Source organism: Paraburkholderia strydomiana, from assembly GCF_046030495.1.
Classification (GTDB): domain Bacteria; phylum Pseudomonadota; class Gammaproteobacteria; order Burkholderiales; family Burkholderiaceae; genus Paraburkholderia; species Paraburkholderia strydomiana_A.
The window spans coordinates 15,760-40,325 of record NZ_JAQQCJ010000001.1 but is presented as its reverse complement, the minus strand read 5'-3'; the positions used below and the strand labels follow the sequence as shown (position 1 = coordinate 40,325).

General features: G+C 64.0%; 21 protein-coding genes. 10 read left to right on the top strand and 11 right to left on the bottom strand.

The genetic code is table 11. From position 1 onward, the window contains the following. Positions 1 to 64: 64 nt before the first annotated feature. Both PQQ53_RS00165 and purU read left to right on the top strand, forming a co-directional pair. On the top strand, positions 65 to 937 hold the full coding sequence (locus PQQ53_RS00165) for an NUDIX hydrolase (protein ID WP_408145695.1): 873 nt from the start codon (positions 65 to 67) through the stop codon (positions 935 to 937). A 110-nt stretch (positions 938 to 1,047) separates the two neighbouring features. After that, positions 1,048 to 1,917, top strand: coding sequence for a formyltetrahydrofolate deformylase (purU, locus tag PQQ53_RS00160; RefSeq protein WP_408145697.1), 870 nt, complete (start codon positions 1,048 to 1,050; stop codon positions 1,915 to 1,917). Between the two features lie 110 nt (positions 1,918 to 2,027). On the opposite strand, the gene PQQ53_RS00155 is transcribed toward purU, so the two are convergent. From PQQ53_RS00155 to uvrA, 3 genes are all read right to left on the bottom strand, one after another. Continuing rightward, positions 2,028 to 3,254, bottom strand: a complete 1,227-nt coding sequence (locus PQQ53_RS00155; protein ID WP_408323050.1) for a PepSY-associated TM helix domain-containing protein — start codon at positions 3,252 to 3,254, stop codon at positions 2,028 to 2,030. Positions 3,255 to 3,483: 229 nt separating this feature from the next. Next, positions 3,484 to 4,569, bottom strand: a complete 1,086-nt coding sequence (locus tag PQQ53_RS00150) for an AI-2E family transporter (RefSeq protein WP_408156071.1) — start codon at positions 4,567 to 4,569, stop codon at positions 3,484 to 3,486. Positions 4,570 to 4,603: 34 nt separating this feature from the next. Next, positions 4,604 to 7,477 carry an excinuclease ABC subunit UvrA gene (uvrA, locus tag PQQ53_RS00145; protein WP_408145703.1) on the bottom strand — a complete coding sequence of 958 codons (2,874 nt, stop codon included), beginning with the start codon at positions 7,475 to 7,477 and terminating at the stop codon, positions 4,604 to 4,606. 347 nt (positions 7,478 to 7,824) lie between these two features. On the opposite strand from uvrA, the gene PQQ53_RS00140 reads away from it, so the two are divergent. Next, entirely contained in the window at positions 7,825 to 9,012 is a 1,188-nt protein-coding gene (locus tag PQQ53_RS00140) for an MFS transporter (protein ID WP_408145705.1), read from the top strand. Between the two features lie 168 nt (positions 9,013 to 9,180). Continuing rightward, complete coding sequence (locus PQQ53_RS00135; RefSeq protein WP_408323049.1) at positions 9,181 to 9,729, top strand: single-stranded DNA-binding protein; 549 nt, start codon at positions 9,181 to 9,183, stop codon at positions 9,727 to 9,729. Positions 9,730 to 9,827: 98 nt separating this feature from the next. On the opposite strand, the gene PQQ53_RS00130 is transcribed toward PQQ53_RS00135, so the two are convergent. Beyond that, the gene (locus tag PQQ53_RS00130; RefSeq protein WP_408156067.1) at positions 9,828 to 10,625 is read right to left on the bottom strand and encodes a bestrophin-like domain; all 798 of its coding nucleotides are present in this window, start codon (positions 10,623 to 10,625) and stop codon (positions 9,828 to 9,830) included. Between the two features lie 303 nt (positions 10,626 to 10,928). On the opposite strand from PQQ53_RS00130, the gene PQQ53_RS00125 reads away from it, so the two are divergent. Continuing rightward, on the top strand, positions 10,929 to 12,581 hold the full coding sequence (locus tag PQQ53_RS00125) for a methyl-accepting chemotaxis protein (RefSeq protein ID WP_408145711.1): 1,653 nt from the start codon (positions 10,929 to 10,931) through the stop codon (positions 12,579 to 12,581). A gap of 110 nt (positions 12,582 to 12,691) precedes the next feature. Here the strand turns inward: PQQ53_RS00125 and PQQ53_RS00120 are convergent, their stop codons facing one another. From PQQ53_RS00120 to PQQ53_RS00090, 7 genes are all read right to left on the bottom strand, one after another. Beyond that, complete coding sequence (locus tag PQQ53_RS00120) at positions 12,692 to 13,501, bottom strand: c-type cytochrome (protein WP_408145713.1); 810 nt, start codon at positions 13,499 to 13,501, stop codon at positions 12,692 to 12,694. Beyond that, a complete protein-coding gene (locus PQQ53_RS00115) occupies positions 13,498 to 15,123 on the bottom strand; it encodes a b(o/a)3-type cytochrome-c oxidase subunit 1 (RefSeq protein WP_408323048.1) in 1,626 nt (541 codons plus the stop codon). The genes PQQ53_RS00120 and PQQ53_RS00115 overlap by 4 nt, the downstream gene beginning before the upstream one ends. Next, the gene (locus tag PQQ53_RS00110) at positions 15,110 to 15,682 is read right to left on the bottom strand and encodes a cupredoxin domain-containing protein (RefSeq protein WP_408323047.1); all 573 of its coding nucleotides are present in this window, start codon (positions 15,680 to 15,682) and stop codon (positions 15,110 to 15,112) included. The genes PQQ53_RS00115 and PQQ53_RS00110 overlap by 14 nt, the downstream gene beginning before the upstream one ends. 2 nt (positions 15,683 to 15,684) lie before the next feature. Then, positions 15,685 to 15,861 carry a hypothetical protein gene (locus tag PQQ53_RS00105; RefSeq protein WP_168670655.1) on the bottom strand — a complete coding sequence of 59 codons (177 nt, stop codon included), beginning with the start codon at positions 15,859 to 15,861 and terminating at the stop codon, positions 15,685 to 15,687. Positions 15,862 to 15,886: 25 nt separating this feature from the next. After that, positions 15,887 to 17,197 carry a c-type cytochrome gene (locus PQQ53_RS00100; protein ID WP_408323270.1) on the bottom strand — a complete coding sequence of 437 codons (1,311 nt, stop codon included), beginning with the start codon at positions 17,195 to 17,197 and terminating at the stop codon, positions 15,887 to 15,889. Between the two features lie 149 nt (positions 17,198 to 17,346). Then, a complete protein-coding gene (locus PQQ53_RS00095; RefSeq protein ID WP_408145720.1) occupies positions 17,347 to 18,063 on the bottom strand; it encodes a c-type cytochrome in 717 nt (238 codons plus the stop codon). Positions 18,064 to 18,523: 460 nt separating this feature from the next. After that, on the bottom strand, positions 18,524 to 19,411 hold the full coding sequence (locus PQQ53_RS00090; RefSeq protein WP_408156057.1) for a LysR family transcriptional regulator: 888 nt from the start codon (positions 19,409 to 19,411) through the stop codon (positions 18,524 to 18,526). A gap of 97 nt (positions 19,412 to 19,508) precedes the next feature. On the opposite strand from PQQ53_RS00090, the gene PQQ53_RS00085 reads away from it, so the two are divergent. The 5 genes from PQQ53_RS00085 to aqpZ all read left to right on the top strand — a co-directional run bounded on the left by PQQ53_RS00085 (position 19,509) and on the right by aqpZ (position 24,496). Continuing rightward, a complete protein-coding gene (locus tag PQQ53_RS00085) occupies positions 19,509 to 20,927 on the top strand; it encodes an MFS transporter (protein WP_408323046.1) in 1,419 nt (472 codons plus the stop codon). 311 nt (positions 20,928 to 21,238) lie between these two features. Then, positions 21,239 to 21,865: a response regulator gene (locus PQQ53_RS00080; protein ID WP_408323045.1), complete on the top strand. Its 627-nt coding sequence runs from the start codon at positions 21,239 to 21,241 to the stop codon at positions 21,863 to 21,865. A gap of 139 nt (positions 21,866 to 22,004) precedes the next feature. Then, positions 22,005 to 22,694 carry a response regulator gene (locus tag PQQ53_RS00075; protein ID WP_408156050.1) on the top strand — a complete coding sequence of 230 codons (690 nt, stop codon included), beginning with the start codon at positions 22,005 to 22,007 and terminating at the stop codon, positions 22,692 to 22,694. Positions 22,695 to 22,837: 143 nt separating this feature from the next. Then, positions 22,838 to 23,482, top strand: coding sequence for a response regulator (locus PQQ53_RS00070; protein WP_408323044.1), 645 nt, complete (start codon positions 22,838 to 22,840; stop codon positions 23,480 to 23,482). A 267-nt stretch (positions 23,483 to 23,749) separates the two neighbouring features. Continuing rightward, positions 23,750 to 24,496 (top strand): aquaporin Z, encoded by a 747-nt coding sequence (aqpZ, locus tag PQQ53_RS00065; protein ID WP_408145729.1) that lies wholly within the window; start codon positions 23,750 to 23,752, stop codon positions 24,494 to 24,496. Positions 24,497 to 24,566: the final 70 nt, after the last annotated feature.

The window sequence follows — 24,566 nt, the reverse complement described above, 5'->3', positions numbered from 1 at the left end:
CGATCGACCACGCGCTCGCCGCTCACCAGCCGCGTCTTGCGCACTGTTCAGTTTGGAGTTCTGGATGACTTTGCCTTGCATCACCGCCGCGCGCCGCTTCGATGCGGCTGCGCATCTGCCGTTCTGGATCGGCGCCGAACAGGTCGGCTGGATCCGTGCGGGCGACGTGCCCCTGCTCACGCGCTGGCCCGACGTGTTCGAGATCGACAGCAATAGCAGCCACGCCCGCGTGACCCTCGCGGCCGCGTTCAATAGCGTCGATCTGCGCAGCGCGGCGCTCGGTTCCGTGATCGGCGCGCTCGCCGCAGAAGGCCGCATTCCTGGCTGGCGCAACGAGACCTACGCGATCCGCAATGCGTTCGACGCGCCGCCGCTCGCGTACATCGAACGCGCGGCGTCGCGCTTCTTCGGCACGATGACCTACGCGGTGCATCTGAACGGCGTCGTAGAATACGCGGATGGCGCGCAGAAGGGCGCACCGCAATTGTGGATCGCGCGCCGCAGCGACACCAAGGCGACCGACCCCGGCATGCTCGACAATGTCGTCGCGGGCGGGATCGGCTGGGGCTTCGGCATCGAGGCGACGATCATCAAGGAGTGCTGGGAAGAAGCCGGCATCCCCGAGGAAATTGCCGCACGCGCCGTCGCCGGGCGCACCGCGCATGTGCTGCAATCGCTGCCGGAAGGCACGCAGGCCGAACAGATTTTTATCTACGACCTCGCGCTGCCGGCTGATTTCGCGCCGCGCAATCAGGACGGCGAAGTGGGTGAGCACCGGCTCGCGCGCATCGACGAAGTGGCGCGCTGGATCGAGGAGGGCGCGATGACGGTGGACGCAAGTCTCGCCACGCTGGATTGCCTGCTGCGCCGCCGCTGGCTCGATGAAGAGGCGTGCGCCGGTATCGACGCGTTGTTCGCGCCACCGGCGCTGGTGTAGGCATCGACTTTGACAGCCGCAGCGCCCGCACGACGAACACCCCGAAGCACGCAGCATCGAGCCGTACAGACTGAACAAACCACGCATTGAAGAAGGGAGTCACCCAGGTCATGTCGACCGATCACAGCTTTATCCTCAAACTGTCGTGCGCCGACCGGCCCGGCATCGTTCACGCAGTGTCGGGCTTTCTGTTCGAGCGTGGCAGCAATATTCTCGACTCCGCGCAGTTCGGCGACAGCGGCACCGGCGAGTTCTTCATGCGCGTGCATTTTCAGCAGGTGGGCGGCGATCCGGGGCTGGAGGCGTTGCGCACGTCGTTCACGGAACTCGCCGAACAGTTCGGCATGCGCTGGGAACTGCATGACGCGTCGGTGAAGCCGCGCGTGGTGATCATGGTGTCGAAGATCGGCCACTGCCTGAACGATCTGCTGTTCCGCTACCGCACCGGTCAGTTGGCCATCGAGATTGCCGCGATCATCTCGAATCACAAGGAGTTCTATCAGCTCGCCGCGAGCTACGACATTCCGTTCCATCACTTCCCGCTGCTGGGCGGCACGCCCGACGCTAAGGCCGCGCAGGAAGCGCGAGTGCTCGAAGTGATCGACGAGCATCAGGCGGATCTGGTGGTGCTCGCGCGCTACATGCAGATTCTGTCGCCGAAGCTGTGCGAAGCGCTGGCCGGCCGCGCGATCAACATTCATCACTCGTTCCTGCCGAGCTTCAAGGGCGCGAAGCCGTATTACCAGGCATTCGACCGCGGCGTGAAGCTGATCGGCGCGACCGCGCATTACGTGACGACGGATCTCGACGAAGGTCCGATCATCGAGCAGGAAGTGGAGCGCGTCGACCACAGCATGACGCCGGAGCAATTGACGGCGATTGGCCGCGACGTCGAATGCGTGACGCTCGCGCGTGCGGTGAAATGGCACGTCGAGCATCGCGTCGTGTTGAACGGCAGTAAGACGGTGGTGTTCCGGTAAAACCGGTAGAGGCGTTCAAGGCGCCCATGACTCTGTAGCGGGCGGCGGCGATAGTCGTCGTGCCGCCGCCACAAAATGCGCCGCGCGATGCCGCCGGCGCAACCTTCCCCCTACGACCGCGCCGCCGACCCACCCGCGTTCCGCGCGAGACCGGCGTTCTGTGCCGAACGGCGGCGCGCATTCAGCTTCTTCAGCCAGATCAGCAGGCCCGTCGCGCTCAGTACGGCGACCGCGATGCCCATTACGCTGATCAGAATCCGCCCGCCGAGTCCGAGGATGCGCCCCGAGTGCAGCGGGAATTGCACCTGCATGAAGATGTCGCCGGCGGTGCCCTTGCCCGGAATCGTTTTGCCGAGCAGCTTGCCGGTGACCGCATCCCAATACATCCACGGGTTGCCGAGGCCGATGTCGCCGTGATCGTTGCCGGGCGCGTAGAAGCCCACACCGTACGCGTGCAGGAATTCCGCGTAGTAGATGCCGCCAGGCGGCGCGGCGAGGTTCATCGACTTGCCGGCCTGCTCAGCCAGTTTGAAGATCTGTTCACGGCTCAATACCTGATCGCCGGGCTGCGGGGCGCGCAGGATTTCAGGGTTGTTGATCGGGTCCGGCGTGAGCGTCGAGAGCCTGGAGACGACTGGCCGCACCACCGGCCCCGACAGATTCATCGAGATCGACGTCAGCGCGATGACCATCAGCAGGCCCCAGATCCAGACGCCGCCGGAGCGGTGCAGGTCGAAGGTGAGCGCATAGCCGCCGCGCTTCAGACGAAACGCGAACGACTTGCGCCATGCCTTGACGCTCGGGAACGACAGCACGAGGGCGATCACGCTGTCGAACAGCCACACGATGCCGACGATCCCCATCAGCCACGTGCCGGTATCGATACTGCCGGCGAACGGCAAGTGCAGCGTGTAGTGCAGCTTGTAGATGAACGGAATCAGATTGATCGGCGCGAGCGATACGGCGCCCCACTCGCGGCGTCCCTGAATCTCGCCGGTGGCGGGATCGACGGCGACCTGGTTGAAATCGAGCGGGTAGGGCTGTTTCGTGGCCGGGTTGGTGCGCGGCAGCACCATCATCTGCAGCGTGTGGCCGGGTTCGGCGGTCAGCGGCAGATAGGTCACCTGAAGCCGCGGGTCGGCGGCTTCCACGCGGCGGGCCAGCTCCAGACCCGACAGCGCCGGAGCCTCCGTGCGGACTTTGAAGAACGACGGATTCAGCGCTGCATCGAGTTCATGGTCCCACGCGATGATCGCGCCGGTCAGGCCGGCGACGAACAGAAACAGCGCGGTGGCGACGCCGAACCACCGGTGCAGGCGGACGAGCTGGCGCCTCATGCACGAGCCGGCAGGAGGGAGCGGAAGGACTTGGCAGATGTCACGGCGGAAGCGATTTGTGAATGGGAATTGTTCGCATCTTAGGGGCTTGTGCAAACTCCCGCAAGTTCCCCGTGCTGCGGCGACCGCCTGCGCTTGATGGGGTCATCAAAGGCAAAAGACGAAAAAAACGGCACCGAAGTGCCGTTCTTTTGCCTGGCTGCCCGGGCGTCCGGGTTTCGTCCGCGATTCACACCAGCCGCAGGTAGATCAATTCCCGCTTGATATACGCGTAGAAGATCGGCGCCGCGATCACGCCAGGGATGCCGAACGCGGCTTCCATCACGAGCATCGCGATCAGCAGCTCCCATGCGCGCGCCTCGATCTGTCCGCCGACGATGCGCGCATTCAGGAAATACTCCAGCTTGTGAATCAGGATCAGGAACACGAGCGACATGACCGCCGCCGGGAAACTTACCGACAGCGCCACCGCGACGATGATCGTGTTCGAGATCAGGTTGCCGATCACCGGCAGCAAACCGACGATGAACGTCACCAGCACCAGCGTTTTCGACAGCGGCAACTGGTCGTGGAAGATCGGCAGGACCACCAGCAGGAAGATGGCGGTAAAGACCGCATTGAGCGCGGAAATCTTCACCTGGGCGAACACGATGCGGCGGAACGCATCGGCGAAACGGGTCACGCGCGTGATGAAGGCCGTGGACAGCGGCAGCCGGTGCGTATGCTTCTGCGCGCCGACCGCGATGATCGCGCCGATGATCATGCCGATCAGGATGTGCGTGAAGCCGCGCGCCGCGGTCGTGCCGCTTTGCTGCAGCATGTTGGCGTGCGTGTGCATCAGTTCTTCGGCCTTGGCCTTCATCTGCTCGGTGTCGACCGGCAGCGAATTGGCGATGAACTGCGGAATCCGGCCACGCGCCTGATGAATCAGCTGCATGGCCTGATCGAGCAGGTTCTGCACGCTCGGCACGTCGTTCTCGAAATGCTCGATGATGCCGAGCGTGAGCCCGGTCAGCGCCCCCACGATCACCACCGACAGGATCACCACCGCGAGCCAGCGCGCCCGCATGCTCGACATGTGGCGCTCGATGCGCGGCGCGATCGTATGCACGAGCTGAAACACCAGCAGTCCGGCGAGCAATGCGCCGAGCAGCTTCAGTTCGATGACCGCCCACATGCCGGCCAGCATCAGCACATAACTGCCGATTTCGACCGCCGATAGCTTCGGCAGGCTCATGTCGCTAGTCAGCCTGACCGGGCGTGGGCGTAGGTCCTGCACTTCCCCGTCGTCGCGCGCCTGATTCCGCTTGGCCATGGCTTATCCCGTCTCCCACCCTTGTTGTGCAGCATTACTTTTTGCTGGCCGCCCGCTTGAGCAGCGGCGCCAGATACTTGCCGGTAAAACTTGCCTTCGATTTCGCCACCTGCTCCGGCGTGCCTTGAGCGATGATCTGCCCGCCGCCCGCACCGCCTTCGGGACCAAGGTCGATGACCCAGTCGGCGGTTTTGATTACATCGAGATTATGCTCGATGATCACGACCGTATTACCCTGGTCGCGTAACCGGTGGATCACTTCCAGCAGCAGCGCGATGTCGTGAAAGTGCAGACCGGTGGTCGGCTCGTCAAGAATGTATAGCGTGCGACCCGTGTCACGCTTGCTCAGTTCCAAAGATAGTTTGACGCGCTGCGCCTCGCCGCCCGACAGTGTAGTCGCCGACTGGCCCAGCCGGATATAGCCCAGACCGACGTCCAGCAAGGTTTTCAGCTTGCGCGCGACGACCGGAACCGGCTTGAAGAACTCGTAGGCGTTCTCCACCGTCATGTCGAGCACTTCGCTGATGTTTTTGCCTTTGTACTGAACGTCCAGCGTTTCGCGGTTGTAGCGCTTGCCGTGGCAGACGTCGCACGGTACGTATACGTCCGGCAAGAAGTGCATTTCCACCTTGAGCACGCCATCGCCCTGACAGGATTCGCAGCGCCCGCCCTTCACGTTGAACGAGAAGCGGCCCGGATCGTAGCCGCGTTCCTTGGCCGCCGGCACGCCCGCGAACAGCTCGCGGATCGGCGTGAACAGGCCCGTGTAGGTGGCCGGGTTCGAGCGCGGCGTGCGGCCGATCGGCGACTGGTCGACGTTGATGACCTTGTCGAAATGTTCGAGGCCTTCGATCGATTCGTACGGTGCCGGCTCCGTGGCCGAGCCGTACAGGTGGTGCGCGACCGCGTGATACAGCGTGTCGTTGATCAGCGTCGACTTGCCCGAACCGGACACGCCGGTCACGCAGGTGAGGAGGCCAACCGGCAGGTCCAGCGACACGTGCTGCAGATTGTTGCCGTACGCCTCGACGATGCGCAGGCGCCGCTCATCGGGCGCCTTGCGCTCGTCGGAGAACTCGATGTTGCGCGTGCCGGACATGTACTGGCCGGTCATCGACGCCGCGTTCGCCTGCACCTGTTTGGGCGTGCCTTCGGCGATCACCATGCCGCCGTGCTCGCCCGCGCCGGGGCCCATGTCGACCACGTAGTCGGCCATGCGGATCATGTCCTCGTCGTGTTCGACGACGATCACCGAGTTGCCGAGATCGCGCAGATGCTTGAGCGTGGCGATCAGCCGGTCGTTGTCGCGCTGATGCAGGCCGATAGACGGCTCGTCGAGCACGTACATCACGCCGGTCAGCCCGGAACCGATCTGCGACGCGAGGCGAATCCGTTGCGCCTCGCCGCCCGACAGCGTTTCCGCGCTGCGTTCGAGCGACAGGTAATCGAGCCCGACGTTGTTCAGGAACATCAGCCGCGCGACGATTTCCTTCACGACCTTGTCGGCGATCTCGCGCTTCGAGCCTTCCAGCCGCAGCGTCTGGAAGTAGCCGAGCGCATCGCGCAACGGCCAGCCGCTGATTTCGAAGATGCCGCGCGCGTCGCCATCCGCGCCGATCCGGACGAAGCGCGCCTCGCGGCGCAGCCGCGTGCCGGCGCAGGCCGGGCACGGCTGATTGTTCTGATACTTGGCGAGTTCTTCGCGGACCGCGACCGAATCGGTTTCGCGGTAACGTCGCTCCAGATTCGGGATGATCCCCTCGAACACGTGCTCGCGCACCGACGTGCGGCCGCGTTCGTTGATGTACGAGAACGGAATCTCCTGCTTGCCCGAACCGAACAGCAGGATCTTGCGGACCTTCTCCGGCAGGTCTTCGACGGCGGTGTCGATGTCGAACTCATAGAACGCCGCGAGGCTTTGCAGCATCTGGAAGTAGAACTGGTTGCGCCGGTCCCAGCCCTTCACCGCGCCCGCCGCGAGCGACAGCGACGGATGCGCGACCACCCGTTTCGGATCGAAGAAGGTGATCTGGCCGAGGCCGTCGCAGTCCGGGCACGCGCCCATCGGGTTGTTGAACGAGAAGAGCCGCGGCTCCAGTTCCTGCAACGAATACGAGCAGATCGGGCAGGCGAACTTCGAGCTGAACAGATGCTCCTTGTCCGTATCCATTTCGAGCGCGATCGCGCGGCCGTCGGCGAGACGCAGCGCCGTCTCGAACGATTCGGCGAGGCGCTGCTTCATGTCCGGACGCACTTTCAGACGATCGACGACGACGTCGATCGTGTGCTTGTCGTTCTTTTTCAGCTTCGGCAGCGAGTCGACTTCATAGATCTTCGCGACGCCTTCGTTGGCGGTGCCGCCACCCGAGCGCACGCGGAAACGGATGAAGCCTTGCGCCTGCATTTCCTCGAACAGTTCGACGTGCTCGCCTTTACGGTCCGCCACGACGGGCGCGAGGATCATCAGCCTGGTCTCTTCCGGCAGCGCGAGCGCCGCGTCGACCATTTGCGACACGCTTTGCGCTTCGAGCGGAATCTCGTGATCGGGGCAATAAGGCGTGCCGACCCGCGCGAACAGCAGTCGCAGATAGTCGTGAATTTCGGTGACGGTGCCGACCGTGGAGCGCGGATTGTGCGAGGTTGCTTTCTGTTCGATCGAGATTGCCGGCGACAGACCTTCGATCAGATCGACGTCCGGCTTTTCCATCAACTGCAGGAACTGGCGCGCGTAGGCGGAGAGGCTTTCGACGTAGCGCCGCTGTCCTTCCGCATAGAGCGTGTCGAACGCCAGCGACGATTTGCCCGAGCCGGAAAGGCCCGTAATGACGACGAGCTTGTGACGGGGTAGGTCTAGATTGACGTTCTTCAGGTTGTGGGTGCGAGCCCCACGAATACGGATTTGTTCCACGGATTTATTCCATGAACTGGCGGAAAGAGGAAGAGGCTAAACCTGCTACTATAACGACTTTTCAAGGCCGTCGTTACGGCTTCCTGACGGCGCGAATCACGCGCGAGGCAAGCTGTAAGGCTGCGGTTTGGTGCCGCGGGGAAGGGGTTTAACTGGGGCCGTTTTCCGCGAGTACAAGGCACAGCGAGGCTGGGCGGGCATGCTGCAAGGCCGCCGGCTCGAAGGCCTGCGCCGCGGGTTTTGCGCCTACGCCGCGGCAGGCTGCCGGCTTGTGGCGGTCCCAACGGGCCGGTCCCGCCGCCGGCCGCCCGCAGTGTGCCGTCCAGCTCATTCAAAGAACGCTCCCGATGTCCAATCCGTCCGCCACTTCCACACGCATGAGCGCGCCTGAACTGCGCGCGACCGTGTCGCTTGCCGCCATCTTCGCGCTGCGCATGCTCGGTCTCTTCATGATCATGCCGGTGTTCTCGATCTACGCGAAGACCATTCCGGGCGGCGACAACGTGCTGCTGGTGGGCATCGCGCTCGGCGCGTACGGCGTGACGCAGTCGATGCTCTACATCTTCTACGGCTGGATCTCCGACAAGGTCGGCCGCAAGCCGGTCATCGCCACCGGCCTGCTGATCTTCGCGCTCGGCAGCTTCGTCGCGGCGGGCGCGCACGACATGACGTGGATCATCGTCGGCCGTGTGATTCAGGGGATGGGCGCGGTGTCGTCCGCGGTCATCGCGTTCATCGCCGACCTCACCTCCGAAGAGCATCGCACCAAGGCGATGGCGATGGTTGGCGGCAGCATCGGCGTGTCGTTCGCGGTGGCGATCGTCGGCGCGCCGATCGTGTTCCAGTGGATCGGCATGAGCGGCCTGTTCACGCTGGTCGGCATCTTCTCGATCCTCGCGATCGGCGTGGTGTTGTGGGTCGTGCCCGATGCGCCGAGGCCGGTGCACGTGCGCGCGCCGTTCGCCGAAGTGCTGCACAACGTCGAGCTGCTGCGCCTGAATTTCGGTGTGCTCGTACTGCACGCGACGCAAACCGCGCTGTTCCTCGTCGTGCCGCGCATTCTCGAAGCCGGCGGCCTGCCGGTCGCGTCGCACTGGAAGGTGTATCTGCCGGTGATGGGCCTGTCTTTCGTGATGATGGTGCCGGCGATCATCGCCGCCGAGAAGCGCGGCAAAATGAAGATCGTGCTGCTATCCGCGATCGGTCTTATCCTGATCGGACAGTTGTTATTGGGCGTCGCTCCGCATACGATTCTGAGTGTGGCGGCGATCCTTTTTGTGTACTTTCTCGGCTTCAATATTCTCGAAGCGTCGCAGCCTTCGCTGGTGTCGAAATTGGCGCCGGGCACCCGCAAAGGCGCGGCTGCCGGCGTGTACAACACCACGCAGTCGATCGGTCTTGCGCTGGGCGGGATGGTCGGCGGCTGGCTGCTGAAAGTGGATGGACAAAGCACTGTGTTCCTCACTTGCTCGGGGCTCGTGTTTTGCTGGCTTATAATCGCCGCAAAGATGAAACAGCCGCCGCGCAAGGCGTAGTACGCAACATTCGCCGGGCTATCGCGGCGCACCCGGGAGCACATCCCGAATTCATCCAGAACTCACCCGGCGGCGGGCAGAGGTGCTGTTCCGATCTCGGCCTGCGGGCCACTAGACGCGAACCGCGCAGTGCCGCGCCGCCCGCAACGGAATCAACAGGAGAAACTCATGGCATCCGTGAACAAGGTCATTCTCGTCGGCAATCTCGGAGCCGATCCGGAAGTCCGTTATCTTCCGAGCGGCGACGCAGTGGCGAACATCCGCCTTGCGACGACGGACCGGTACAAGGACAAGGCGTCCGGCGAGATGAAGGAAGCCACCGAGTGGCACCGCGTGTCGTTCTTCGGCCGCCTCGCGGAAATCGTTTCGGAATATCTGAAGAAGGGCTCGTCGGTCTATCTGGAAGGGCGCATCCGCACGCGCAAGTGGCAAGCGCAGGACGGCACCGATCGTTACTCGACGGAAATCGTCGCCGAGCAGATGCAAATGCTGGGTGGCCGTGGTGGCTCGATGGGCGGCGGCGGTGGCGACGAAGGCGGTTATAGCCGCGGCGAGCCGTCGGAGCGTAGTGGCGGTGGCGGTGGTGGCCGCGCGATGTCATCGGGCGGCGGTGCTTCGCGTGGCGGCAGCGGCGGCGGCGGCGGTGGCGGTTCCAGCCGTCCGAGCGCGCCGGCAGGCGGCGGTTTTGATGAGATGGACGACGATATTCCGTTCTAATAGCCATTCCGGCAGCAAGTACAGCAGGCCCCGGGCTCTCCCGACCGTTCAAACGGTTTGGCGAGAATTTCCGGGGCCGTTTTCATTGCTTCTTGCGCTCACCGCTGCAAATGCGTCAGCGCATCTCTCAACGGCTGGCTGGAAATCACAATCGGCCCGGAAAAGGGCGTATCCAGGTCGACGATGACATAGATCGCCGAAGCAATCGACACCGCCCCCAGCGAAATCGTGACGAGCGCCAGTGCATTACGCGGCGCGATCAAGCCGAAGCTCAGAAAAATCACGCACAGCCAGAACGTGAGCGTCTTGAAGAAGGGCCGCGATATCGAACTATGCGCTTCTTCGATGAGCTTCCAGCGCGCGTCCACGACGCGCCGGTATTGCGCCAACGCGTCGTCGAGCGCACGTGCCTCCAGCGAATCGCGCATTCGCAATTGCCGTAACTGCCGGCCCACGTCGGTGAGCATATCGCCGAGCCGCACGTTTTCCAGCCGCTTCGAGTCCTGCACACCGAGGTTCTTCGGGTAGTCGCCGCTCGGCGCCGTCTCGTGAGGCCAGGTCGACGCGATTGCCGCCGCCGTGTATTGACGTAACAGGCGGCGGGCTTCGTCGGCATCGTTGCCGAAGTCGCGCAAGGTCGTGTCGAATTCGATCAGATCGGCCGCATAGCTGCGCAGATCGTTCGAGGCGGTATCGAAGCTGGACTTCGCGGAGGCCGTCATCAGGCCGAGCACCAGCGCGGCGAACGTCACCAGCATGCCGATCACCAACTGGATGAGCTGCACGGTCTCGTGCGCCTTGTGCTCTTCGGGCAGAAGCGGCCGCACCCACACGCCCAGGCCGGTCGCGACCAGCAGCAGCGCAAAAACCAGTAGAGCCGATCCGACTTCCGCCATAGAAATACTCCGAAGACAGGTGCGTCGTCACTTTCCATCAACTGCCGGGCGCCGGATACCCGGGTAGTCCCGCACCAGAATGCGCGGCGGGAACGGACCTGCGTTGGCGCCCGTAAGTTGATGTATCGCAACCGTATGCGTCATCGACCATAAAGTTTTCTGCTGTGCCGCCGTAGTCCCTCAGTGTGGTGGTTGCTTAAATTCTAGACAAAAGTTGCGGACCTGGCCGGAAGGGTTTGGGCGCAGCACGCGTGGCCGGAGCCATCGAGGCACCCGGTCAGCGGCCCATTGGAGACAAGCCCGATGTTGAGAAATCTGTCGATTCGCACCAGCCTTAGCCTGATGATCGTGTTCTTTGGCGTCGTGTTGCTGCTCGGCGCCGCCGCGGGCCTGCTGTCGCTGCGCTCGAGCAACGCGTCACTGCAACAGATGTACACGGTCGACACGCCCGCCGTCGCGGACCTCGAAGGCAGCTCCGGCCAGCTGCTGCGCCTGCGTCTGGCGCTCGCGACGTACGCATCGCTGATCGAGCTGAACGATCAGGACGGCGCGAATGCCGTGCTCAAGCGTTTCGATCAGTACCAGAAAGTATCCAACGAGCGGCTTGCCCACTATGTGAGCCGCGCAAGCACGGACGACACCGAGCAGCGCCTGATCAAGGACATGCAGGCCAAGCGCGACAGCTTCCTGCGCGAGGGCGTCGATCCGGCGCTTGCCGCGCTCAAGTCGGGCGACAGGAATGCATTCAATCAATTGCAGGCGCACAAGCTGCCGTCGCTCTACAGCACGTACGAGAAGGCGATGCTCGCCCTCGAACAGTTGCAGCTCGATCACGGCGAGCAACGCTATCAGGAGGCGCAGGATCTGTTCTACGCGATCTGCATCGCGGTGGCGATCGGCATGGTGGTGTCGCTGCTCGGTTCGTTGATCGGGCGCATGGTGCTGGTGCGCGCGATCGTCAATCCGGTCGACGCGACCATCGCGCAATTCCAGCGAATCGCCAACGGCGATCTGACGAGCCGGATCGACGTCACCAGCGACAACGAAATGGGCCGTCTCGCGGCGGCGCTGCGCAAGATGCAGGAGTCGCTGATCGGGACGGTGAATGCGGTACGTCAAGGTACCGAATCCATCGATACCGGCGTGAGCGAGATTGCGGCCGGCAATGCGGATCTGTCGCAGCGCACTGAAGAGCAGGCCGCGTCGCTCGAAGAAACGGCGGCGAGCATCGAAGAACTCACGTCGACGGTCAAACAGACGGCGGACAACGCGAAGCAGGCGAGTTCGCTCGCGCAGGGCGCGTCGAGCCTGGCTGCGCAGGGCGGCGACCTCACCGAGCAGGTGGTGGGCACGATGCACGGCATCGTCGACGACTCGCGGCGGATTGCCGATATCGTCGGCGTGATTGAAGGGATCGCGTTTCAGACCAACATCCTCGCGCTGAACGCAGCGGTCGAAGCGGCGCGCGCAGGTGAACAGGGACGCGGCTTCGCGGTGGTGGCGAGCGAGGTGCGCTCGCTCGCGCAGCGCAGCGCGGCGGCGGCCAAGGAGATCAAGGGCTTGATCGACGAATCGACGGCGCGGGTGCAGGCGGGCTCGCAACTGGTCGAACGCTCGGGCTCGACGATGGCTGAGATCGTCGACGCGATTGCGCGCGTGAGTTCGATCATGGGTGAGATCGCGGCGGCGGCGATCGAGCAGAGCACCGGCATCGATCAGGTCAATCTCGCGGTCGCGCAGATGGACGAGGTGACGCAGCAGAACGCCGCGCTGGTCGAGCAGGCTGCGGCGGCGGCCAGTTCGCTGGAAGATCAGGCGCGGCGGTTGTCGTCGGCGGTGGCGGTGTTCCAGACGGAGAGCGGCTCCGCGGCGTTCGGCGCTGCGGGCGCGCGGCGCCGGGACGCTTCTGGCGCTGCCTCGAAGCGGGATGACGCGGGCGAGTTCATGGCGGCCTGACGTCGAATCCTGTTCGTTGGCGCCCGTTCGTCGAGGCCGTTCGGTCGAGGCCCATTGCGCGCAGCGTCTTCGAAGCGACGACGACAGGCACCGCGCATTCAAGTGCAGCGTTATTGCATGGCGGCGTAATACCTGGCGAGGCTATCTATCTCCGCCGAGGTCAACTGCCGCGCCACATTGCGCATCTGTTCGTTGATATCGTTGTGCCGCGCGCCGGAAGCAAACGCGCGCATCTGCCCGGCAAGATACGTCGACGACTGCCCGCCCAGCCACGGCGCCGCGCCTTTGCGATCGAGCTCTCCATGACAGGCTGCGCAAGGCGCGATGTTGCGCTGTGGATCGCCTTGCATCGCCAGCTTCACCGCGTTCGCATCCGGCTCTTCGCCGACGCGTGGCGTCTCGGCGCCGAAGCCTCTCGTCAGCGACGTGTAGTAAGCCGCGAGATCCTGCAGATCCTGATCGCTGCGCCCCGCGATGATCGCCTGCATCACCGCGTTTTGCCGCCGCCCGCTCTGGTAGTCGCGCAATTCCTTATAGACCGCATCGCCGTACTGTCCGGCCAGCCCGGGTGCCGTGACCTGCGGCGTGCCGAGCACACCGTGGCACATCGAGCAGTGCTGCGTCGCGATCGTCGCGCCGCGGCCGATCGAATCCGCCGCGGAGCGCGTCGGGTGCCACGGCGGCAACACGACCACCTCGCTCGGCACCGGACTGCCTGCGCTCGCACCGCTATACCAGTTCGACGGCGCGCCGGCCGCGCCGCAGATCGTCGCCCATAAGCCGCGATCGCCGAAGGCACTGCTCGCCGACGGCAGCCAGATGAAACCGATCAGTATTCCTACGATCGCAATCGCGATCGTGCCGCCCACGCTCCAGGTGAACCACGGGTTACGCAAGCTGAAGACGCGTTCCTCACTCATCGCTGCGCTCCGATGACGACCGCCGGCACCGACGTCTGCGGCAGTCTGAGCAACTGCACGATCGGCACGCTGTAATTGACGACCGTGAGGCCGATCATCAGCGCGACCCACAAGCCGAAGCTATTGAGCGCGGCCGGTACGCGTTCGACCGGATGCACCGCGCTCGCGAAACGGAACGCCTGCGGCTGCACCGCCGGCCCGAATTGAGACTTCGCGAGGATGTAGACGAACAGCACGCCCGAGGCGACGAGAACGAGGCCGCCCACCGCCGACATGCCGACCCAGAACGCCTGGCCCTGCATGCCCGACATCGTGTAGTCGTAGTAAGCCATGCGGCGCGGCGCACCGAGCAGGCCGACGTAATGCCACGGCAGCGTCACCATCATCATGCCGATGAACCACAGCCACAATTGCGTGCGCACGAGCTTCACCGAGACGATCGCGCGGTTGGTCAGTTGCGGCCACAGTTCATAGGCGATCGCGAAGTACATGATGACGATCGCGCCGCCGAAAATCAGATGGAAGTGGCCGGTCACCCATTGCGTGTTGTGGACCGTCGAGTTCAGCTGATAGCTCATGTTGATCAGCCCGCCCGCGCCGCCGAACCCCAGCATGACGAACGAGAACGCGATCACCAGCATCATCGGATTGCGCCACGGCAACGCGGTGAGCCAGCCGAACGCGCCCTTGCCGCCGCGCAGCCTGCCGGCGATTTCCACCGACGCGCAGATCGTGAAGACCGTCAGCAGCGTCGGCACCGAGACCATGCCGGTGAACACCGCGTGCAGGAACTTGAAGCCGGAGCCGACCTGCGGATCGGCGAACAGATGGTGGATGCCGATCGGCATCGCGAACACGAGGAACAGGATGAACGATACGCGCGCCATCGCATCGCTGTACAGGCGCCCGCCGATCGCGCGCGGCACCAGCGTGTAGTACGCGATATACGCCGGGATCAGCCAGAAGTAGACGATCGCGTGCAGCGTCCACGAGAACAGGATGCGCGAGAGGCCGGCGTCGATGGTTCGCGTGAGGCCGAAGGCGACGGGCAGGATCTGGAACAGGATCTCGGCCGCCGCGCCGACGGCGGTCCACGCCCACAGGTACGCGCCCGCCACGTTGGCGAACATCGCGAGCGGCACCGCCTTGCCGGGATTGGCGCGCTTCCAGATGCGCAGATTCACGTGCATCAGCGCGACCCAGATCCACGAGCCGACCACCACCAGCACCACGCCGAGGTAATAGAACGGGCTGCCGATCATCGGCGGATAGAAGGTGTAGAGCACCGAGGCCGAGCCGAGCGCGACCGGCACCATCGCCATGACCGCGCCGACCGCGAGCATGATGAACGCGGCCCACGCCCATTTGAGGCCGGCGAGGCGCTGCGCGAGCGCGAGTTCGACGATCGCGTAGCCGAAGCCCATCGACACCAGCGTGGGCATCACGTAGGCCATCACCGAGCCGTGCGCGGTCACCGATCGATAGTACAGCTCGGGGTCGCCGACCCACGGCACGAGCGGGCTGCGCACCAGCATCTGCCAGGCGCCGAGCAGGAGCGCGATCAGAAACGTGATGAAGGCGAGCCAGAAATGCGCGAGAACGAGTCGCTTAGCGTGAAACACAGCTCAGCCTCCGTGATTGTCGGGCCTGCTCGAAGAAGGCGGCTTTGTCGATTACTTTCACATGCGCCCACATGGTCTGATGGCCGAAGCCGCAGAATTCGTGGCACGGCATGGTGTGATCGGCGGGCTGGTCGAACCGCGTGTTCAGCGTGGCGACGTAGCCGGGCACGACCATCGTGTTGATGTTGGTGTTGGTGACGAGCAGGCCGTGCACGACGTCGGCGCTGGTGGTGCGGATCGTGATCGGCGTGTCGGCGGGCACCAGCAGGCATTGCGGCGTGAACGAATACTGCTGCGCGATGAAGCGCACGATCACCGAGCCGTCCGGCTGCACTGCGCTGCCGAGATTGTCCTCGACGAATTCGCCGGACAGTTGCAGGCGCGCCGGGTCGATCGTTTCGACGCGCGACGGCGGCATCATCGCCCAATGCAGGCCGGAGAAGACGATCACGGCCAGCATCAGCACGATCAGCCCGACCGCGAAAATCGCCCAGCGCCGCTCGGCGCGCAACGCGACCGCGTGGCCGCTCTCCGGTTGAGGATTGGAATCGGTCGACATGGTCAGTGAATGATGCCGCGCGGCAGGAACGCGAAAAAGTAGAAGCCGAACCAGATCGCCATGACGATCAGCGTGGCGACGCCGGCGAGCGCAACCGCGCCATGCGGACCGGCCGCGACGACGCGCTCCACTTCGTCATCGGTGGGCGGGGCCGCGCTGTGGGTGTCGTTCGCTTCCATCTCGATGGTTCTCCGATGCGGCGCGTCAATGCAACGGCGCCTTACGCAATTCGTTGATCTCGCGGGCCGTCACCGGCTGGCCGTGATTGCCCCACGCCGTGCGGATATAGGTGACGACGGCCGCCGCTTCGACGTCGTTCAGTTCCTGGCCGAACGGCGGCATGCCGTACGGCTGCGGATTGTGCCTGGTGCCGGGCGGAAAACCGCCGTTGAGCACGATCCGGATCGGGTTGACCGCCGAATCCATTTCGATCGACTGGTTGCCCGCGAGCGGCGGGTAGTGCGGCAACTTGCCTTCGCCGTTGGCGCCGTGGCACAGCGCGCACTTGTCGGCGTAGATCTGTTTGCCGAGCGCGAACGTCTTGGGATCGGCTTGTGGGGACGGGCCGGTCTTGCGGCCGCGATTGTCCGGCAGCGACTTCAGATACACGGCCATCGCGCGGACGTCTTCGTCCGACATATGCTGCAGGCTGTGATAGGTGACTTCCGCCATCGGTCCATACACGGCGCCGCGAGCGGAGATGCCGGTTTGCAGCAGGTCGACGATGTCCTGGATGCTCCAGTCGCCGAGGCCGCCGTCCCTGTCCGATGTCAGCGACGGCGCGTACCAGTTCTGCACCGGAATCAGGCCGCCGGCGAACTGTTCGCGCTGCGACGATCCGCCGAGCATGTTGATCCTGGTGTGGCACATCGAGCAGTGCCCGAGGCCTTCGACCAGATACGCGCCGCGATTCCATTCGACCGATCTGGTCGGGTCGGGCTTGAACTCGCCCTCGTGGAAATACAGCGTGCGCCAGCCGTATAGCAGCTCGCGCTTGTTGAACGGGAAGCGCAGCGTGTGCTTGCGGTTCGGCTCACGCACCGGCTCGACGGTGCGCAGGAACGCGAAGATCGCGTCCGAGTCCTCGCGCGTGACCTTCGTGTACTGGGCGATCGGCATGGCGGGGTAAATCAGCGTGCCGTCCGGTTTGCGGCCGGTGCGCATCATGTTGAAGAACGCTTCCTCGCTCCACGTGCCGATGCCGTACTGCGCGTCGGGCGTGATGTTAGGCGAAAACAGCGTGCCGAACGGCGTTTCCATCGCGAGGCCGCCGGCGAACAGCTTGCCGCGCGGCGCGGTGTGGCAGGCGATGCAGTCGCCGGCGCGCGCCAGATATTCGCCGCGTTGGACGATCTCGGGGCGGGTGTCGGGCGTGGCGCCGTGCGTCGCGGCAGTCGATGGCGAGGCCGTCGGCGTGGCCGGCGCGGTGTCGGCGGCGCGGGCTTCGGAGAGCAGCGGCGCATGCAGGGCATGAAGGAGAACGGCGCCGCCCGTCGCGATGAAGGCGGCGCTCAGCGTGCCCGAGGCGAATGACGAGGCCGTGCGGCGAGCCTGCGTCGCAGCGCGGGCAACGGCGCGCAAAACAGCGCAGGAAACGCGGCTGGAAACGCCGCTAAAAACCAGGCCCCCCACCCGCCCCCAATCCCGCGAACAAAGTATCGGCTTCATTGTGGTTGGCTCCCGCATGCTAGAGGCAGGCGCTCAGCGGACGCCGGTGCGGGCCGCGGATCGGCGGGCCGCGGTTGGCGGGACAGCCAGCTCGATACCGCGGTGATGTCGCGGTCGCTCAGCTTGACCGCGATCGAATGCATGCAGTCCGGCGCGAGCGCTCGACGCGCGCCCGAGCGCCACGTGCCCATCTGTCCGGCGATGTAGCTCGCATGCAAACCGAGCAGGCCGGGAATGCCCGGCTGCGTGCCGGTCATGCGCGGGCCGTGGCAGGCGATGCACGCCGGTATGCCGCGGGCCGGGTCGCCATGCATGACCAACTGCTCGCCGGCCGCGAGCACGTTGGGCGAGACGTCGGTGTGATCGGCGTTGGGATAGGGCGGCTGCAGATCGGCGAAGTACTGGCTGATCTGGCGCAGATAGTCGTCGGGCAGGAAGGCGAGCAGATAGCCCATCGGCGGATAGGTGCGGCCGCCGTCGCGAAAGGCGGTCAACTGATTGAACAGATAGTCGGCCGGTTTGCCGGCGATGCGCGGAAAGTAGTCGTTGTTGCGGCCCTGACCCTGCACGCCATGACACGAGGTGCAGGCGCGCATGCGCTCGGCCATCGCGGACGGCATCGCACTGGATGCATCAGTGGCTGCGAGCGCCGCGCCGCTCCACACGACATGAAGCACGAACAGAACCGAAGATCCGATAGTTCTACGATGCACGCCAGGCCTCGTTGGGAGCGTTCTGCTTCTCGATTTATTTGTCACGCGTTCGTTCGTGGATTCATGCGCGAATCCGACGTACGACGCATCGCGGGTCTGCCAGTTTTTTTGCTTTTGTTCTTATAACGACTGCATTACGGCGAATCGAAACGGACTTATTCTGGACGACGAAGCGTTGATGCTGTACGGCGATGCAAGTGTTTGGCGAAAACGGTGACCTGCGCTGAATGCGCCGCTGGGCTGCGGCTTCCGGGCTGCGAGAAACGACGTTTGAAACGTCAGGCAGCGTGTAGCAGGGTGCAGGAATTTAACCAACGCGTCAATAGCCGGAAAAACCTCGAATTGATCTATATCAAGCCATCATAGGCGCCGGCTAAAACGCTTTCAAATGGGATTGCGCGCACGCATCCATATCGATGCTGTCACCCGAACAGGATCGTTTGAGGTTGCACCATACGCATCACGCGAACAGGCGCATCAAGGCCGTGCGTGCGTTGCTGACCAGTTCGCTTTCGCCGAGCCGTCCGGGCAGCAGATGAAACTCCACCGCCGGCAACGCAGGTAGCCCGATGCTGGCGGGACAGGCCACGAGACCGCCGCCGATCGACGATTCGTTCAGGCAGGAAATGCCGAGCCCTGCCTTCAATGCCAGTTGCAAGCCCGCCACGCCCGACGCGGAATGCGAAATCAGATACGGCACCTTGTGCTCGTCGAGCAGCTTCACGACGAAACGCTGCAACTGGCAGCTCGACGGCAGCAGCACCAGTTGATACGGCGCCGCCGGCCGCTGCCGGGCATCGGCCGCGCTCACCCACCGCAGGTTCTCGCGCCGCACCACGGTGCCCGGCGCGCCGCTGCGCCGGCCGGCGGCGCGCGGGCTGCCCGTCATGAGCCGTAGCGAGAGGCCGATGTCGAACGACGCGTCGTCATCGGCCTTGCTGTCGATCACGGCGCTCGGCAACACGGTGACGTGCAGCTTCAGCCGTGGATGCTGCTCGGAGAACGTCTTGAGAATGCGGGCGATGTCGTGCGGCCGGTAGTAGTCCGTGATCGCGATGCGCAACTCGCCGTCGAGCGAGCGGCCTTGCAGGTCTTCGAACGCCGCTTCGCTCATCGCGATGATGCGCCGAGCGTGATCGAGCAGGCGGCTGCCGGCGGGCGTGGCGCTCACGCCCTGCTTGCTGCGCAGGAACAGCGGCTGGCCGGCGCGCTCCTCGAGTTTCTTCAACTGCTCGCTCACCGACGATTGCGACAGGAAAACACGCTCCGCGCCCGCCGAAACGCTGCCCGATTCGGCGACGGCGACGAAAGTGCGCAACTGGGTGAGGTCGAATCCGCGTTGGCTCATGATTCGGTATATCCGATGGAAGACATCTAAATTTCCGGCTTTTCCGATGAAAAGCCCAGCCGTAGGATACCTCCAAAGATCATTGCGGAGGGGTGTCATGGGAAACAGGTCGATTGCGGTTGCAGGCGGGGCGCACGAGCGAGGGGCGAGCCATCGGTGGAAGGTGCTGGGGGTCGGGTTCGCCGCGAACGCGAGCTTTTCCGCCGCGTTTTCAGGTATTCCGACGACCGCGGTGTTTCTGCGCTCGGGCTACCACCTCGGTAATGACGGGTTGGGACTGGTGCTCGGCATGCTGGGTCTCGGCATTGCGATCAGCGAGTTGCCGTGGGGCCTGTTGACCGACCGTTGGGGCGACCGCCGCGTGCTGCTTCTCGGGCTGCTGTCGACCGCCGCCGCGCTCGCCGGCCTCGCCTTGTTCGTCGCGCCGAGCGGTGCTCATGTGCCCAGCGTGACGATGCTCGCGCTCGGGCTGCTGCTGGTCGGCCTGCTCGGCGGCAGCGTCAACGGATCGAGCGGCCGCGCGGTGATGGCGTGGTTTCGCGAGGGCGAGCGCGGGCTGGCGATGAGCATCCGGCAGACCGCCGTGCCCGCGGGCGGCGGCCTCGGCGCGTTGATGCTGCCGGCGCTCGCGTCGCGCTTCGGTTTTGCGAGCGCTTATACCGTGCTGGCTCTGGCGTGTGCGGCCACGGCGCTGTTCGCCTGGCGCTGGCTGCATGAGCCGCCGCATGCGCATGCTGATGCAGAGGAGGGCGGGGCCGCTCGCGGGTCGCTTCGGCCGGCTCGGCAGGCGCATGGCGGCAGTGCGGCGCTCGCTTCGGGGGCGCAAGTTTCGACGTCGGCGGTCAGCGCGGCGAGGCCGGGCTTGGTTGCGGCGGCCGGCGCGCCGACGAGGGTCTCGCCGTTGCGCGACGTCGGCATCTGGCGGGTCGCGCTCGGCGCCGGCGTGCTGTGCGTGCCGCAACTCGCCGTCGTCACGTTCGGCACCGTGTTTCTGCACGACTACGGCCACGCGGGCGTGCTGGCGATCAGCGTGACGATGGCCGCGGTACAAACGGGTGCCGCGATCGCGCGGGTCTGGAGCGGCAGTTGGACCGACCGGCGCGGCAATCGCCGGGCTTACATGCGTGCCTGCAGCTTGCTGACCGCGATGCTGTTCGCGTCGCTGGCGCTGGCGACGGGGCTCGCCGGCCCGCATCACACGGCGATCACGACGCTGTTGGCGCTGATGGTCGTGCTGGGCGGCGTGAGCGCGTCGGCATGGCACGGCGTCGCCTTCACCGAACTCGCCACGCTGGCCGGGACGAGCCGCGCGGGCACGGCGCTGGCGATCGGCAATACCTGCGTGTTTCTCACACTCTTTCTGACGCCGCTCGCGATTCCGCCGCTGTTGTCCGTGGGTTCGTGGCCGATAGTGTGGGCGGTGGCGAGTGCGTGCGCGCTGCTCGCGTTGCCGGTTTTCCCGCGTGCAGTGCCGAGGGCCAAGTCTGGGGCGAGGGCTTGCGATGCCGTCCGGTAGTCGAACCATTGCGCCTTAACAGAAAGGCGCGATATGCCAATACCAGAATGATTCAACCCGGATAATTATTTTTCGTTTTTTCGATAAGAAAAAGACAAACCATTTATTTTTGCATGATTCGGAATGCTCTGATTTTTACCGAATTTTAGTGATGATTTTATGGGCGCCTTCGCGCATGGCTTCGTCATCGCGCGCTACGTCAAAGCGCGTCGTGCCCTCAGCGTGTCTGGCGCGCGAGCTAATCATTCCTACAACGAACGGGCTAAATTCCAGTGCATCTTCGAATCATTCTGGCAGACGATCACCCGTTCGTGCTGCTCGGCTATCGGGCGATGCTCGCAGTGCACGCCGGTGTCACGATCGCCGGCGAGGCGCACACGCCTCGGGCGCTGATCGAACTGCTACAGCACACCCCTTGTGACGTGCTCGTGACCGACCTCTCTATGCCGGACGCCGACGGCGTTCCCGAAGACGATCTCGCGCTGATCCGGCGCCTTCGCCGCGACTGGCCGCAGCTGCGGATCGTCGCGATCACGACGCTGACGAACCCTTCGATTCTGCGCGCGGTCGTGGCGGACGACGCGGTGAGCGCGCTCAGTAAAGCCGAGTCGATGGACGCACTCTGGCAAGCGATCGAAGCCAGCGCAAACGGCGCGCGCTACCTCGGCCGTTCCATCGTAGACGTACTCGCGTGCCCGCGGAACGACGAGCGCGCAACGCCGCAGACAGTTCGTCTGTCATGGCGAGAGACAGCGATCATCAAGCGGCTGGTCAGTGGCCAGTCTATTGCCGAGATAGCGGAGGCGCTCGGTTGTCATCGCCGTACGGTTAGCCGGCAAAAGCGCGCAGCGATGGCGAAGCTCGGCGTCACCCACAACCCCGGTCTTTTCTCACGCCTGTACGCATGCGGCATTCTTGAAATTGATTCGCACACTTAAGCATTGATCGTTGCCGGTTGACTAAGGTTATTTCGGAACGCTCTTATGTTTATCGGCGAAAAAATATTCAATTATCGTGATCGAGCCGGTTGCGTCGCAAACAGCGGCGAAAATACAAAATACCGAGGAGCAGCAGACGATGAACGACGCCGCTGAGGCGAGCATACCGGTTCGAGCCATCATAGCGGACGACCATCCACTGGTTCTGCTGGCAATCGAAAATCTGGTGCGCACTTATCCGAACATGCAGATTGTCGGACGCGCGGCGGACGCCACCGAACTCTTCATGCAAGTCGATCGCAGTCCATGCGACCTGGTGCTGATGGACCTCTACATGCCGGGCAATTTCGACGGCACCGGGCTGGATGTCGTCAAGCAGTTCAAAACGCGGTATCCCGATGTCGCGCTCATCGTCCTCACCATGGAAACGGAGGCGGCCGCGCTGCAGAGGGTTATCGCGCTCGGAGTCGACGGACTCGTGAGCAAACGCGACCGGATCGATCTGATTCACGTGGCGGTCGTCACGGCGCTCGCGCGCGAGTGTTATGTCGGACCGGCGGTGCGCACGCTGATTGCCGATACAACGGTGGCCCAAAGGCTCGACCTCGTTCGCAGCGCGTTGTCGCGCCGTGAACTCGAGGTGTTCACACAGTACGCGTCGGGGTTCGCCGTCAGTGAAATCGCCGCGCGTCTGGGGCGCAGCGTCAAGACGATCAGTGCGCAGAAATGCACGGCGATGCGCAAGCTCTCATTGCGCAGCGACGCCGAACTGTTTCGCTTCGCCGCCGAACACGGCGTCATTTCTGAGTGGCGTAATCAAAGCCGCTGAAAGACCGGGAAGATGTGACTGATAAGCCACTGACAAACCGGTGACGCGCCGTGCGGTCGCATGGCGAACATGCATAAGTGTTGACGTAGCCCGGGGAAGCACAGCGCGTGCGGGCGTCGTCAATCGGCAAAGACAACAACAAAATGACACACAAGATCCGCGTCATCGTGGCCGACGATCATGAATGCATTCGCGTCGGCGTCAAATATCTGCTGAAGGCGAGGCCCAACATCGAGGTGGTCGGCGAGGCGGCCGACACCCGTGGTCTGGCTGTCCTGCTCGACGCCTGCGCGTGCGACGTCGTCGTCTCGGACATCGCCATGCCGGGGATCGACGGAAGCAGTAACGCGGTGCCGTTTCTGCGCCGACTGTTGCGGCGCCGGTCGCATCCGCATGTCGTCGCACTGACGATGATCGGCGACGGTCACCTGCTGTCCGGACTGCAAAGCATCGGCGTGAGCGGAATAATCGACAAGCGCGACGCCGCGCAAACGCTGGTCGATGCCATCACCGTCGTGGTTTCCGGCCGCATTCATCTGTCGGAGCAGGTGCGTGTCGCGCTGAACGCGGCGGACCGGGCGCCGCACCCTCGCGCCAGTGCGCTGAGCGCGCGGGAATGGGAAGTCTTCCAGCTCTATGCGCAAGGCCTCGCGGTTCATGAAATCGCTGAACGTCTGCAGCGCAGCGGCAAAACCATCAGCACGCAAAAACGCAGCGGGATGCGCAAACTCGGATTGGAAACGGAAGACGATTTAGTCGATTACGCAAGGCAAATTGGCGTGATCTAACAGTGTTTGACTTTTGAATAAAATTTTTAAATTAATTTAACGAATAACATTGATGATTAAAGAGTAATGGATTTAAGATTTTTCTTATTCGTATAGCGATCCCTGAATCCTATAATTCTGAATTGACTGAGGCGCTATTGCTTACCTACCTGACGGCGACTCGTATTTCGTTGTCCTGGAAGCGACGGGCCTAAGACAAGTCAGAGTAGAGGTCTGGTGCAATCACGCGGTGCGTCTGCCTCGTATGGAAAAAAATGGGAGGGGCGGATGGTCACGCTGGGTAAGCGGATGTGGGTGGAGGGAGTGGGAACGGCGTGGCTGGTGTTCGTTGGATGCGGCAGCACCGTGCTGGATACCAGCGTGATCCTGCAAGGATATGGCGGCTTGGAAGTGTCGCTGGCGTTCGGCCTTGCGTTTGCCACGGCCGGCTACGCGTTCGGTGGAATTTCAGGGGCGCATTTCAATCCCGCCGTCACCGTCGGCTTCACGGTGGCGCAGCGTTTTCCTGTGCGTGACCTGCTGCCCTACATTGCCGCGCAGATTGCTGGGGCGATCACCGCCGCGGCGTTCCTCGTGTATGTGGCGAGTGGCCGCCCCGGCTTCGACCCCGGCGCAAGCGAATTCGCTGCGAATGGTTTCGGCGCCCATTCTCCTGCCGACTATCAACTGCACTCGGCGCTGGCCATCGAGTTCGTGCTCTCGTTTGCATTCGTCATGGTGTGCCTGCTGATCGTCGGCCGAAAGAACCTGGCGCCGATCGCTCCGCTCATCGTCGGCGCATGTCTGACGCTCGTTTATCTGGTATCGATCCCGGTTACCAACGGCTCGGTCAATCCCGCCCGTTCCACGGCGCAGGCGCTGTTCGTCGGCAACTGGGCACTCGACCAGCTTTGGGTATTCTGGGCCGCGCCGCTGTCGGGCGGCATCGCGGCCGGCGTGCTGTTCTCGTTTCTGAATGGCGACGCCGATCCATCCGCGGCCGCGCTGGCCGACGGTCCGGGCGACGCCGCGTGAACACGGCCTCGTGCCACGTGGTCCGTTCATCGTCGGTCTCGTCGAGCGCATTGCGATGAGGCGCGCAGTG